11 protein-coding genes and 1 riboswitch are annotated in these 13,691 nt (G+C 71.8%); all 11 genes read right to left on the reverse strand.

Annotated features, from left to right (window positions below; all coding sequences use genetic code 11):
• On the reverse strand, window positions 1–2,241 hold the full coding sequence (locus CLV67_RS52130) for a glycosyltransferase (protein WP_106324432.1): 2,241 nt from the start codon (window positions 2,239–2,241) through the stop codon (window positions 1–3).
• A 90-nt stretch (window positions 2,242–2,331) separates the two neighbouring features.
• Window positions 2,332–2,808 (reverse strand): 6,7-dimethyl-8-ribityllumazine synthase, encoded by a 477-nt coding sequence (ribH, locus tag CLV67_RS30255; RefSeq protein WP_106324434.1) that lies wholly within the window; start codon window positions 2,806–2,808, stop codon window positions 2,332–2,334.
• 194 nt (window positions 2,809–3,002) lie between these two features.
• On the reverse strand, window positions 3,003–4,211 hold the full coding sequence (locus tag CLV67_RS30260) for a bifunctional 3,4-dihydroxy-2-butanone-4-phosphate synthase/GTP cyclohydrolase II (protein ID WP_106324436.1): 1,209 nt from the start codon (window positions 4,209–4,211) through the stop codon (window positions 3,003–3,005).
• Window positions 4,204–4,803: a riboflavin synthase gene (locus CLV67_RS30265; RefSeq protein ID WP_106324438.1), complete on the reverse strand. Its 600-nt coding sequence runs from the start codon at window positions 4,801–4,803 to the stop codon at window positions 4,204–4,206. Before CLV67_RS30265 ends, CLV67_RS30260 begins: the two co-directional genes overlap by 8 nt.
• Window positions 4,803–5,885 carry a bifunctional diaminohydroxyphosphoribosylaminopyrimidine deaminase/5-amino-6-(5-phosphoribosylamino)uracil reductase RibD gene (ribD, locus tag CLV67_RS30270; protein ID WP_106324440.1) on the reverse strand — a complete coding sequence of 361 codons (1,083 nt, stop codon included), beginning with the start codon at window positions 5,883–5,885 and terminating at the stop codon, window positions 4,803–4,805. Before ribD ends, CLV67_RS30265 begins: the two co-directional genes overlap by 1 nt.
• 129 nt (window positions 5,886–6,014) lie before the next feature.
• A riboswitch (FMN riboswitch) is annotated at window positions 6,015–6,189 on the reverse strand.
• Between the two features lie 297 nt (window positions 6,190–6,486).
• Window positions 6,487–7,485, reverse strand: coding sequence for a GGDEF domain-containing response regulator (locus CLV67_RS30275; RefSeq protein ID WP_106324442.1), 999 nt, complete (start codon window positions 7,483–7,485; stop codon window positions 6,487–6,489).
• A gap of 57 nt (window positions 7,486–7,542) precedes the next feature.
• Window positions 7,543–8,220: a ribulose-phosphate 3-epimerase gene (gene rpe / locus CLV67_RS30280; RefSeq protein WP_106324444.1), complete on the reverse strand. Its 678-nt coding sequence runs from the start codon at window positions 8,218–8,220 to the stop codon at window positions 7,543–7,545.
• A gap of 102 nt (window positions 8,221–8,322) precedes the next feature.
• Window positions 8,323–9,792 (reverse strand): RsmB/NOP family class I SAM-dependent RNA methyltransferase, encoded by a 1,470-nt coding sequence (locus CLV67_RS30285; protein ID WP_106324446.1) that lies wholly within the window; start codon window positions 9,790–9,792, stop codon window positions 8,323–8,325.
• Between the two features lie 37 nt (window positions 9,793–9,829).
• Window positions 9,830–10,756 carry a methionyl-tRNA formyltransferase gene (gene fmt / locus CLV67_RS30290; RefSeq protein WP_106324448.1) on the reverse strand — a complete coding sequence of 309 codons (927 nt, stop codon included), beginning with the start codon at window positions 10,754–10,756 and terminating at the stop codon, window positions 9,830–9,832.
• Window positions 10,757–10,760: 4 nt separating this feature from the next.
• A complete protein-coding gene (def, locus tag CLV67_RS30295; RefSeq protein ID WP_106324450.1) occupies window positions 10,761–11,333 on the reverse strand; it encodes a peptide deformylase in 573 nt (190 codons plus the stop codon).
• Window positions 11,334–11,447: 114 nt separating this feature from the next.
• Window positions 11,448–13,658 (reverse strand): primosomal protein N', encoded by a 2,211-nt coding sequence (locus CLV67_RS30300; protein WP_170154064.1) that lies wholly within the window; start codon window positions 13,656–13,658, stop codon window positions 11,448–11,450.
• Window positions 13,659–13,691 lie beyond the last annotated feature (33 nt).

The raw sequence follows: 13,691 nt of genomic DNA on the forward strand, positions 1-13,691 counted from the left end.
TCAGCTCGTTTCCAGGTGCAGGGTGCCGGCCCTCGCGTAGAGGCGGTGCCGGTCGAGGCGGCGGGGCAGCGAGACGAGCGCGAACGACTCGGCCTGGATGGCGTACGGCTCGTCGCCGTGCCCCTCGGCGAACAGCGTCCAGTCCGCCTCCTGCGCCGGTCCCAGATCCGTGACGTCGACCGCCGCCGTCCAGGACGTGTCGTCCACGGTCGTACGGCAGACGGTGTCCACGGCGTCGTCGGAGTTGGGCAGGAACCGTCGCCAGACGATCCGCTCGTAGTCGGCCCCCGGCCAGCGGGGTCCGCCGACCGTGACCACGTCGCCGCTCACGTCGAGCCGGGCGGCACTCACGCGCGCCGGCGCCTCGACCAGGTTCAGGTACTGCCCCGGCGAGCGGGCCAGGCTCAGCACCCGGTCGCCGTGCGGCACGCTCACCGCGCGGTCCAGGCCGGTGATCAGCACCAGCGCGTCGCCGATCTTCGGGATCAGCACCGTACGTCCCAGGAACGGATCGTCCGGATTGGTCGCGTCGACCACCTCGCCGACCGGGATCCGGGCCGTGAAGACGCCGCCCGCGCCGCCCTCCAGCGGCACCCGGATCTCCCGGGCCGAGCGGGACAGCCGCAGCACCCGGTCGGTCACACCGTCCGGCAGCCGCAGGGTCAGCACCAGGGTGTCGCCGTCGGCGCCCGCGCCGGTCAGCTCGATCTCGCCGGTCATCCGGCGCAGCAGCACCCGGCCGTCACCGGCCTTCAGCGGCTGGAACCAGTGCGCGCCGATCCGGTCGCCGACCGGGTACATCATCTGCATGGTGACCAGGCGCTTGCGCCGGATCCGGCCGACCCGCATGGTCGCCATCAGGCGGACCGCCTCCCGGTTCGGCGGCATCGCGGCGAGCATGTCCCGCGGCACCCGTGCCACGAAACCGGTCGGCCGCTGCTCCCCGCTCGCGTCCGGCAGGTCGAACCGCTCCACCGCAAGCGGCGTCTCGCGCAGCCCGGCGACCACCGCCACCCGCAGCGACGAGTCGGCGGTCGTGGGCACATGGTGGATCTCGGCGGTGCCGCGGACCACCAGGGCGTCGTCCTCCCAGGTGAGCTCGGTGGCGCCGGCCCGGAGCTCGAGTTCGCGCCGGGACATCCGGTAGATCTCGTCGGGCACCCCGGCCCGGTCCGGCAGGCCCGGATAGTGACCGCGGTAGCGCCACGGCAGCACCGGGTGCCGCTCGGCCAGCGTTCCGGCCGCCAGTCCGCCCTCGGCCCGCAGCCTGGCCAGTCGTTGCAGCAGGTCCACATCACCGGCCTGCAGACCGTGGTACTCCAGGCGCTGGAAGGCCGACACGTGCTCGAACACCGCCGGGTCGAGACGGCGGGTCAGCCGGTGACCGAGCTCCAGCACCGCCGCGAGCTCATGCTCGGGCGCCGAACCGAACGCCTGCACCACGGTGGTCAGGTCGATCGTGGCGAGGTGCCGGTGGACTTTGGCCCGCAGGGCGGGAGCCTGCCGGTCGACGACATCCATGACCGCCTCGGCCGAGACGACCCGGTCCTCCAGATTGCCGAACTGGAACTTCAGCTGGGTGATCGACTCGCCGGACTCGCGCTCACGCCAGTAGTAGGTGGGCGCGGCCACGCAGTCGACGGTCACGGCCTCGATGTGCGCCTTCAGCGTGACCGGGTAGTCCTCGTAGCGGATAGCCGGGAACTCGTAGCCGAACTGGTCCCAGAACCGGCGCCGGTACACCTTGTTCCAAACCATCCGGTCGATCGCCAGCTCCGGGAAGTCCAGCACGTGGGTGGCGGGACGATCAACGGCGAAGGCGATCCTGTGGACGTACGACTGGCGTACTCCCGAAGTGTTGTTGAATCTCCGGGCATTGCCCCCGGCCAGCGACGACGACGTCCGGTCCAGCGAGCCGACCAGCAGCTCGTAGGCGTGCGGCGGCACCAGGTCGTCACTGTCGACGAACGTCAGGTACTCGCCACGCGCCTCGGCCGTGCCGGTATTGCGGGCCGGGCCGAGCCCCTGGTTCTCCTGGACGACCATCCGGAACCGCGGGTCACGGGCGCAGAAGGCCTCGGCGATCCGGGCGCTGCCGTCGCGAGACCCGTCGTCGACGAGCACCACCTCGAAGTCCCGGAAGGTCTGCCGGGCCAGCGATGCGAGGCACGGGGCGAGGTAACGCTCTACGTTGTAGAACGGCACAACAATGCTGAGCCGTGGGATCACTGCTTTCGACACCAGTTCCGGAATAGACGACGGACCCGGGCGAGCATCCCGGAGCAGGCCGCCTATTCCGCGAACTGGACGTGTACGGAGGGTGAAGAACCCCTACTGCTTGGAGACCTCACGGATCGCGAGGGCGGCGTCGAGCACGGCCACCGTGCTCTGCCAGCCCTTGTCCTCGATCGAGTCCTCCAGCCCGGCCCGGTCGCGGGCCTGGCCGAGGCTGTGCACCGTGAGCACGCCGTGCGCCACCGGGGTGCCCTCGTCGAGCGCCACCCGGGTCAGGCCCGTGGTCACGGCGTCGCACACGTACTCGAAGTGCTGGGTCTCGCCCTTGATCACCACACCGAGCGCGACCACCGCGTCGACCCGGCGGGCCAGCGCCTGCGCCACCACGGGCAGCTCCACCGACCCCGCCACCCGGGCCGTGATCACCTCCGTGACACCGCACGCCTCGGCGGCGGCCTTCGCCCGGTCGATCATGTGCTCGACCAGGTCGTTGTGCCACCGCGAGCCGACGATGCCGAGCCGCAGCCCGGCAGCGTCGACGGTCTGCATGTGCGGATCACCGAAGCCGGCCATGTGTTGTCCCCCTCTGTGTTCATTCTTCACCCCTGCCGGGGACGTTTCAGGCGTTTCAGGCCAGCCCGCTCCAGGCCATCCGGCTTCAGGCCGGCCCGCTCCGGTCCAACCGGCTCCGGTCCAACCGGCTTCAGGCCAGCTCGGCTTCAGGCCAGCTCGGCTTCAGGCCAGCTCGGCTTCAGGCCAGCTCGGCTTCAGGCCAGCTCGGCGAACAGGTGGCCCATCCGGTCCCGCTTGGTGCGCAGGTAGCGGACGTTCTCCGGGTGCAGCCGGACGGGCAGTTCCTCCCGGCCGGTCACGCGCAGGCCGTACCCCTCCAGCCCCGCCCTCTTCGCCGGGTTGTTGGTGAGCAGACGCATGGAACGGATGCCCAGGTCGGCGAGGATCTGTGCACCGGTGCCGTAGTCGCGGGCATCGGCCGGCAGACCCAGCTCGAGGTTGGCGTCCACCGTGTCGAAGCCGCGATCCTGCAGCTGGTACGCCTGGAGCTTGTGCAGCAGGCCGATGCCGCGTCCCTCGTGACCGCGCATGTAGAGCACCACCCCGCGCCCGGCCGCCGCGACCCGCTCCAGAGCGGCGTCCAGCTGCGGCCCGCAGTCGCAGCGCCGGGAGCCGAACACGTCGCCGGTGAGGCACTCGGAGTGCACCCGGACCAGCACGTCCTCGCCGTCGCCCAGGTCGCCGTAGACCAGCGCCACGTGCTCGCCGTCGTCCGCCGCCGTGCGGTAACCGACCGCGGTGAACACGCCGTGCTCGGTCGGCAGAACCGTCTCGACCACCCGGTCCACCTGGCTGCCCTCACGGTGGCGCAGGTAGGTGATCAGCTCCTCGATGGTGATCAGCGCGAGGTCGTGCTCGGCGGCGAACTTCTCCAGGTCGGGGCGGCGCTGCATGGTGCCGTCGTCGTTGACCATCTCGCAGAGCACGCCGGCCGGGCGGCATCCCGCCAGCACCGCCAGGTCGATCGCGGCCTCGGTGTGACCGGGGCGGCGCAGAACCCCGCCCGGCTTGGCACGCAGTGGCACCACATGCCCCGGCCGGTTGAAGTCGGTGGGTTCGCTGTCCGCGGCGGCCAGCAGACGGATGGTGTGCGCCCGGTCCGCGGCCGAGATACCGGTGCTGACGCCGTGCCTCGCGTCGACCGTCACCGTGTAGGCGGTCCCTCGCGCGTCCTGGTTGGTGTGGAACATGGGTGGCAGATCCAGCCGGTCCGCCTCGCTCTCGGGCAGCGGCACGCAGATGTAGCCGGATGTGTACCGGACCATGAAGGCGACCAGCTCCGGTGTGGCGTGCTCGGCCGCGAAGATGAGGTCGCCCTCGTTCTCCCTGCCCTCGTCGTCGACCACGATCACCGGCCGTCCGGCCGCGATGTCCGCGATCGCGCGCTCGATGTCCTCAAACATTGCGGCTCCCCAGCATCTTCTCGACGTACTTGGCGATCACGTCGACCTCGAGGTTGACCGGATCTCCGATGGCCTTGCTGCCCAGCACGGTCAGCTTCGAGGTGGCCGGGATCATCCCGATCGCGAAGCTGTCCGCGGTGACCTCCATGACGGTCAGCGACACCCCGTCGACGGTGATCGAGCCCTTCTCCACCACGTATCTCGCCAGCTCGGGCGGCAGCGAGAAACGCACCACCTCCCACTGGTCGGCCGGCTCGCGGGCGATGATCCGCGCCACCCCGTCCACGTGGCCCTGCACCAGATGCCCGCCGAGACGGCTGCCCAGGGCCGCGGCCCGCTCCAGGTTGACGTTGCTGCCGGTCCGCAGGGCGCCGAGCGAGGAACGCCGGAGCGTCTCGCCCATCACGTCGGCGGTGAACACGCCGTCCTCGTTGTCGATCACGGTGAGACAGACCCCGTTCACCGCGATCGAGTCGCCGTGCCGGGCGTCCGAGGTGACCAGCGGGCCACGGACCGCGATCACGGCGGAGTCCTCGGCACCCTCGGTGAGGCGCACGATCTCGCCAAGTTCCTCGACGATTCCGGTGAACATCAGTTCAGCCCTCCTAGGGGCGTGGGGTTTCTGTTCTCTTTCGGCCGCAGGGTTGCGGTGAAACGGAGATCTCCACCGATCTGTGAGACCTCGGTGAGATCCAGCTCGACGGCATCGGCGATGGTGCCGATACCGGCGTCGACCAGTGCCGTGCGGCCGGAGCCGAGCAGCTTGGGTGCGACGTAACCGACCACCCGGTCGATCAGGCCCGCGGCCAGGAACCCGCCGGCCAGGGTCGGTCCGCCTTCCAGCAGCACGTTCCGGATGCCGCGGGCGAACAACTGGGTGAGCAGGGCGTTCAGATCCACGCGGCCGTCCGGTCCGGTCCCGGCGGCGGCCGCCGTGACGATCCAGGTGGGTGCCGCCGCGTCACGGACGCGGGCATTCTCGGGAGTACGCCCAGCCGAGTCGACCACCACCCGCAGAGGCTGCTTGATCGCCAGCGTGCCGTCGCGCAGGTCACGAACCGTGAGCTGAGGGTCGTCGGCGACCACCGTGCCGACACCGGCCACGATCGCGTCGACGGTGCTGCGCAACACGTGCACGTCGGCCCGCGACTCGGCCGAGGAGATCCACTGGCTGGTGCCGTCCGCCGCCGCCGACCGCCCGTCCAGCGTCGCCGCGAACTTCCACGTGACGTAGGGACGGCCCCGGCGAACCGCCGTCAACCAGGCGATGTTGCCGGCCTCGGCCTCGTCCCGCCGGACCCCGGTGACCACCTCGATGCCGGCCGCCCGCAGCGTCGCGGCGCCTCCGGCGGCGACCGGCGTGGGGTCGTCCACAGCGATCACCACGCGCCGGATGCCGGCGTTGATCAGGGCGTCCGAGCACGGGCCGGTGCGGCCGGTGTGGTTGCACGGCTCCAGCGTCACCACGCAGGTGCCGCCACGGGCCCGCTCCCCCGCCTGGGCGAGGGCCACGATCTCAGCGTGCGGGCCGCCGGCGTACGCGTGGAAGCCCTCACCGACGACGTCGCCGGCCGGTCCGAGCAGGATGCAGCCGACGACCGGGTTGGGGCTGGTGGTGCCGAGGCCCCGGGCGGCCAGCGCGACAGCGCGGCGCATCGCCTCGTCCTCGGTCATGACGTTCCTCTCGCGCGGCACGGTCACGCGCTGAGAGTGAGGGGAGAAAACGCCAAGAATCGGACAATCAGGGTACGCTTCGCGCACCCCGGCGAGAATGCACCACTGAGGGCGCACCCGTCCGATTCCGCGCGCTGTCTCCCATCCGGACTGTCTGAACGGCATCACTGCCGCTCAACCGTCGGCCCTGGAGTCTCACCAGGTCCACCGCTCGTCCTGTCGGACGATCGGGTCGCGGGCTTACCGACACGAGAAGCGTCGGATCACCGCCGGTTCGGAATTTCACCGAGTCCCGCCAGCGCGTGGTGGGTCACCCCCGAGTCTTGCACGCGATCGCGGATTTGCCACCCGGTGCGCGAGCTACCTCACACCGGTTCACCGATCAAGCCCTCGACCAGCACCTCCGCCATCGGCTCCCCACCCGCTGAGCAGTCCTGAAGACGTCAGCTATGCCACACCGCCGTCTCGGCGTCTCATCGCGGCTACGCCACACCGCTGCCTCGCACGCCTCCGACGGCAGGCCCTCCTCGTGCGGCAACCGGCGACCGGCCTCGGCCGGATGCGGCGGACCGACCGCCGACTCCGGTCAGCGCCGGATCGGTCACTCCGCCTCGCTGCGGCGGCGGTCGATGGCGACGTACGAGCCGGGCTGCGACTTGGCGACCTTCTTCATCTCCGAGGCCACCGCGATCACCACCCGCGGATCGGTGAACCGCCGCCCGTCCGCGGTCGCCTGCGCCACCCCGATCGAGAGCGTGACCAGCGCCGCCTTCTGCTTGTTGCCGCGCCGGTCGGGCACCTCGATGTAGCCGCGCCGGGCGTCCCCCGGCTCGTAGAGACGGTCTGCCACCGACTCGAAGTCGTTGACCGTGCGCTGTGTCAGCGGCAGCACCTGGTCGGGATGGCAGATGAACACGAAGTCGTCGCCGCCGATGTGCCCCAGGAAGATCGACGGCTTGCCGGTCTGCGAGGCCGCCCGCTGCAGGCTCCGGGCCAGGGCGATGATGAACTCGTCGCCGCGGTCGAACCCGTACACGTCGTTGACACTCTTGAATCTGTCGACGTCGATGTAGCCGACCGAGTAGTCACCGCCGCCGCGCATCCGTTCGCTGATCTCGCGCCGCACCCGGGCGTTGCCGGGCAGGCCGGTCAGCGGGGACACCTCGCGGGCGTCCTTGTGCCGGCGCAGCGTGTTCGAGACCCTGGCGATCAGCTCCTCCAGGTCGAACGGCTTGACGAGATAGTCGTCGGCGCCCGCCTGCAGCCCGTGCACCTTGTCACCGGTCAGGCCCATCGCGGTCAGCATGATCACCGGAAGGGCGGAGGTGAGCGGCTCGGCCCGCAGCTGACGGATCAGCTCGACGCCGTCCATCCCCGGCATCATCCAGTCCACGATCGCGAGGTCGGGCCGGTGCGTCTCCATGAGATCGAGCGCACCCTGGCCGTCCTTCGCCCGGATCACCTCGAAGCCGCGCAGCTTCAGGTTGAACTCGACGAACCCGGCGATGTCCTGGTCGTCGTCGACCACCAGGATCAGGCTCGGCCCCTCTTCGGGGTCCAGTTCGGGATCGATCTCGGGTTGCGACTCAGCCGTGCCCATCTCGCCTTCCTGGCAGCACCGGAACGTAAGGCTCGATGATGGTCCCTGACCCGGCCCTCACGCCAGTCCCATGCGAGCCGCGGCGAGCGCGCGCAGCTTCCGGATCGCCTCGGCCGGATCGGCCGCGCCGTACACCGCGGTGCCCGCCACGAACGCGTCGGCGCCCGCCTCGGCGGCCTGCTCGATGGTGTCGGCCGCGATGCCGCCGTCCACCTCGATGCGGATCTCCAGCTGGTTGACCTCGGCACGGCGGCGCACGTCACGCACCTTGTCGAGCAGCTCCGGCATGAACGCCTGCCCGCCGAAACCCGCCTTGATCGTCATGATCAGAACAGTGTCGAGGTAAGGCAGAAGCTCGAGATAGGGCTCCACCGGCGTGTCCCGGTCGATCGCGAGCCCGGCCTTGGCACCGGCCGCGCGCAGTGTCTTCGCCAGCGCCACCGGGTCGTCGCAGGCCTCGGCGTGGAACGTCACGTTGTAGGCGCCCGCCTCCGCGTACGCCGGAGCCCAGCGCTGCGGGTCGGTGATCATCAGGTGCACGTCGAACGGGATGCTGGTCGCCTTGCGCAGGCTCTGCACCACCGGAAGGCCGATCGTCAGGTTCGGCACGAAGTGGTTGTCCATGACGTCCACGTGCGCCCAGTCGGCTGCCCCCTCGATGGCGTGCACCTCCTCCGCGAGGCGGGAGAAGTCGGAGGCGAGGATGCTCGGCGCGATGATCGGCGATCGTTCCACGGGTCGATTCTATGGCGTCCCCGGGGAGGCCGGACCGGCCTCCCCGGGGACACATGTCAGGCAGTTCGGCCTTTCACGGCGGACCGGCCTCCCCGGCGACCCTCAGGCAGTACGACGCAGGACGGCCAGGAACATGGCGTCCGTTCCGTGCTTGTGCGGCCACAGCTGCACCGTCGGACCCGGGCCCAGCCCCGGCATGCCCGGTGGCAGCAGCGGCCGCGCGTCCACGAAGTCGACCTCGACGCCACTGCGCCGGGCCCCCTCGCTCACCGTCACCTGCGTCTCGACCATGTGCGGGGAGCACGTCACATAGGCCACGACACCACCCGGGCGTACGGCTCGCAACGCCGCCACCAGCAGCTCGCGCTGCAGACGGGTGAGCGGCGGCAGGTCGGCCGGCTGACGGCGCCAGCGCGACTCCGGACGGCGCCGCAGCGACCCCAGGCCGGTGCAGGGCGCGTCCACCAGCACCCGGTCGAACGCCTCCTCCGGCAGGTCCGGGTCACGGCCCACCGAACGGCCGTCCATCGGCAGCACCGTCACCGGCATGCCCTCGGTGGCGATGTCCACCAGCCGGGCGCGGTGCTCGGCCACCTCGACCGCGGTCACCTCGGCGCCGCGGCCCGCGGCGATCGCCCCGATCAGGCCGGTCTTGCCACCCGGACCCGCGCACAGGTCCAGCCAGCGCGTGTCCTGACCCTCGATCGGCGCGGCCAGTAGTGCCGCCGCGACCAGCTGCGAACCCTCGTCCTGCACGTGGGCGCGGCCCTCGCGGATGGCGGCCAGGTCACGCGGAGCGCCACCGTTGAGATAGACGGCGTACGGCGAGAACGCGCCCGGCACCCCGCCGACCTCGTCGGCCAGCTCCACGGCGTCGGCCCGGCCGGGCCGCGCGCACAGGTGCACCACGGGCGGCTGGTTGTCCTCGATCAGCAGGCGGGCGGTGTCCTCGAGATCACCGCCGAGCGCCTCCGCGAACGACCGGATCACCCACTGCGGGTGGTGGTGCATCACGGCGAGATTGCCGACCGGGTCGTCGGAGTACGACGGGGCGAGCCGCTCCAGCCAGGTCTCCAGCGGGGTCTCGGAGACCGTACGCATGACCGCGTTGGCGAATCCGGACGCGCCCGGCGCCACCGAACGCACCAGGTCGACGGTCTGGTTGACCGCGGCGTGCGAGGGCACGCGCGTGTAGAGCAACTGGTAGACGCCGAGACGCAGCGCGTCACGGGCCGGCGGGTCGATCCGGGCGACGTCACGCTCGGCGGCCGCCGCGATGATGAGGTCCAGGGTGCCGAGAGCGCGGAGCGTGCCGTACGTCAGCTCGGTCGCGAACGCCGCATCCCGTCCGTGCAGGCCCATGCCGCTCAGGATGTCGGCGAGGACCAGGTTGGCGTACGCGTCGTCGCGGTGCACAGCCGCGACGGCCTCGTACGCCGCCTGCCGTGCCGGGTCCGCCGGCGGCCGGCCGGCGCGCGGGGCCCGGCCGCTGCGGCCGTCCCGCGGGTGGCCCGGCCCGCTCGGGCGACTCGGCCGTCCGCCGTGCGGGCGCGGCGCCCTATGTTCCGTCACGCCCGGATCCCGCTTCCTGAAGTCGCATACTGCGAGGTCACGCCAGTTTCTCCCCTGCTTCGATCCGCATGCCCCGCGCCCAATCGGTCGCGGCCATCGGCTTCTTGCCCGCCGCACGTACCTCACCGAGCTGCACCGGCGTCGTCGCCGTCCCGGCCAGTACCTGCTTGCGTTCCACCAGCAACTCACCCGGCCGCAGCGACGGCGCGTTCGCCACCGGCCGCACCGGACCCAGTTTCAGCCGCTCGTCGCGCAGTGTCGTCCAGGCGCCGGGCGCCGGGGTGCACGCACGAATCCGCCGGTCCACCGCGAACGCCGGATCGTCCCAGCGCACCCGGGCGTCGTCGGCCGTCAGCTTCGGCGCGAACGACACCCCGTCGTGCGGCTGCGGATGCGCCCGGGCGGTGCCCGCCTCGATCGCGTCGAGCACCGCGATCAGCAGGCCCGCACCCTCGACGGCGAGCCGCTCCAGCAGGTTGCCGGAGGTGTCGTTGAACCGGATCTGATCGGTCAGGGTGCCGTAGACCGGACCGGTGTCCAGCCCCGCCTCCAGCTCGAAGACGCTGGCACCGGTCACCTCGTCGCCGTGCAGCACCGCGTGCTGCACGGGAGCCGCGCCGCGCCAGGCCGGCAGCAGCGAGAAGTGCAGGTTCACCCAGCCGTGCTTCGGGATCTCCAGAGCCGACGGCGGTACGAGAGCGCCGTACGCCACGACGGGCACGCAGTCGGGCGCGATCTGCCGCAGCCGCTCCTGGAACTCCGGATCGCGGGGTTTCTCCGGGGTCAGCACCTCGATGCCGCGCTCGTCGGCCCACGCGCCGACGGGCGACCGCACCAGGCGGCGGCCACGGCCGGCCGGAGCGTCCGGGCGGGTCACCACGGCGACCAGCTCGTGCCCGGACGCCGCGATCGCGTCCAGGCTGGGCACGGCGACCTCGGGGGTGCCGGCGAAGATCAGGCGCATCCGATCACCGGCCCGGACTGAAGAGGCCGGAACCGAAGACCCCGCGGCCGTGCGGGCTGTCCTTGATGGTCGGCGGCTTGGCCGCGTCATACCAGTCCGCGGAACGGATCTGCTTCATCGCGTCCTTGCGGGCCGCGGCGTCCAGCCGGTCCAGGAAGAGCACGCCGTCGAGGTGGTCGGTCTCGTGCTGCACACAACGCGCCATCAGGCCGGTGCCGACCACCTGGACCGGGTCGCCGAACTCGTTGAAACCGTTGGCGACCACGTTCTGCCGGCGCTTGGTGTCGATGTAGATGCCCGGAATCGACAGGCAGCCCTCGGGCCCGTCCTGCTCCTCCTCGTCGGGGAAGGAGAGCACCGGGTTGACGATGTGCCCGACCACGTCGTCGATGTCGAAGCTGAAGACGCGCAGGCCGACACCGAGCTGCGGCGCGGCCAGGCCGGCGCCGCCCTCGTCCTGCATCGTCTCGATCAGGTCCTTGACGAGATTGCGCAGTTCCTTGTCGAAGTCGACGACGGGGTCGGCCGGCGTGCGCAGCACCGGATCACCGAAAAGACGGATGGGCTGAACGGTCACGCGGTGAGACTCCTGACTCTGGTGGGCGGCACCTGACCAGTCTACGGAGTGACCCACGCAACGCTGTGGGTGACAGCAGCGGCCCGGGCTGTCGGCACGGCGCCTCCCGGCACATCAGAACAGATCCGCGGGATCGACCTGGATCCGCACCGGCAGGGCGGCCTTGCGAGCACTGCGTACTCCGGCCGCCTCGTGCAGGGCGTGCGCAAGATCCGCCGCCCGCGACCGGGTGACCCGCAGCAGCATCCGCTCCTGCTCGTCGGCGGCCGGGACCGGGCCCAGCACCTCGGCGCCGTCCGGCAGGCGGGCCAGCGACAACAGCTCGGCCACCGCGGCCGCCTGACCGGTCACACTCGCCATCCGCGCCGCCGGCGGGAACCCGAGATCACGCCGCTCCGCCAGCTCACGAGCGGCGAACCAGCCCGGATCCCAGCGGACCAGCGCCTGCACCGGCGCCAGCGACCCGTCCGCGACCACCACCACACGCCCGCCCTCGTGCGCCGGGCGAGCCAGGGCAGCCGCGTTCAGCCACCGCCGCATCGTCTCCTCGGCCGCCCGCAGATCGGCCCGGCTCAGCAGCGCCCACGTGTCGAGCAGGAGCACCGCCCCGAACCCGCCCGCGGCCACCGGCTCGGCCCCCGGCGTCGACACCACGACGGAGGGCTCGGCCGGCACCTCGCTCAGCACCTGCTCGCGTCCCGACGTGCGTACCGTGAATCCTGGAAAAGCCCTTCCCAGCTCCTCAGCCGTACGCCGTGCGCCGATCACCGAGGCCCGCAGGCGCCGATCATGACAGTTGGGGCAGGCGTAGTCGGCCGACGCCCGCCCGCACCAGTGACAGACCGGCACGTCCCGCGCGCCGTGCAGCCCGAGCGGCCCGGAACAGCTCGGGCAGCGGGCCGGGGTGCGGCACTCGGCACACGCCACCGACGGCAGGTAGCCGCGCCGTGGCACCTGCACCAGCACCGGCGCGCCCGCCTGCAGCGCCTGTTTCGCGGACTGCCAGGCCAGGCTGGGCAGCCGGGCGACCACCGCGCCCGGATCGCGGGCCAGCTGGAAGTCGTCCCCGGTCGGCGCGATCGCCGGCGACCGGCGCCGGAGCACGGCCCGGTCCGCGACGATCTCACGGGCCCAGCCGGTCTCCAGGAGCAGCTGCCCCTCACCGGTCCGTGCGAAGCCGCCCACCAGCGCGGCACAGTCGGCCAGCCGGGCGCGCGTCAGCAGCACATCCCGGGCGTGCGGGTAGGGCGCACGCGGCTCGGCGTGCACATCGTCTCCGTCGTCCCAGACCACGACGAGCCCCAGCCGGGGCACCGGCGCCCACATCGCCGCCCGGGTCCCGGCCACCACCGGAACCTGATGCCGGCTGGCCGCCAGAAACCGCCGGTAGCGTTCCGACGGCCCGAGCGCCGCATTGAGCGCGACGTGCCGCCCCTCGCCGAGCGTCTCCCGGAGCGCATGGTCGACCCGCTCGAGATCCCGTGCGTCGGCGACGACGATCACCACGCCGCGCCCGCCCCGAACGGTGGCCGCGGCCGCCTCGGCGATCCGGGCCGGCCAGTCCTCCCCCGGCAGTGCCGACCAGACCGCCCGGGCGGGCCGCCCGTCCCGCAGAGCTCGCAGATAGGCCGCCCCGGCAAGATACGAATCCCACCCGCCGGCCGCCGGTTCCCGGATGCCGGCGAGGTCACCACCCGCCCCACCCCCCGAACCCGGCACGGCCGGGACCGGCGATCGCTCAGAACCCGAGCCGCCCGGCTCGTCCGAGCCGGCTCCCGGGGAATCCGATCCAGCAGGCGCACCCGAGTCGGCCGGCGTGTCAGGATCGACCGCACCGGACCCGGCGGTATCCGCGGCGGCCACAGCAGGGCCGGGCGCATCGCCGGAACTCGAGACTGCCGGGTTCGCAGGGGCGCCCTCGCCTGGATTCGCCGGCGCAGTCTGGGACTCGACCCGAGCATGACGAGGCGGCACCGCGAGCCGCAGCACGTCGGCCAGGTTGCCCGCATAGCGATCAGCAACCGCTCGGGCCAGCGCCGCGATCTCCGGGTCGAGCACCCGTTCCGGCGAAACGACCTTCTCCAGGTAGGCCAGCTTGCCGCCGTGGTCACTGGACTCGACCCGGGACAACAGAAATCCGCTGACCTGCTGCCCGGCGAATCGCACCTTGACCCGGACGCCCGGCTGCGCCGCCTCGTCGTCAGCCGCGGAGACCAGATAGTCGAACGGCCGGTCAAGATGCGCGAGCGGCACGTCGACGCACACACGGGCGACCGGCAGCCGCTCAGCCGGCTCCCGCTCCGCACGTCCACCCTTGGTCCCCATCGCCGAACATTCTGCCCGGCCCCTATGACATTT

The sequence above is a fragment of the Actinoplanes italicus genome, assembly GCF_003001815.1.
In the GTDB taxonomy this organism is placed as follows: Bacteria; Actinomycetota; Actinomycetes; order Mycobacteriales; family Micromonosporaceae; genus Actinoplanes; species Actinoplanes italicus.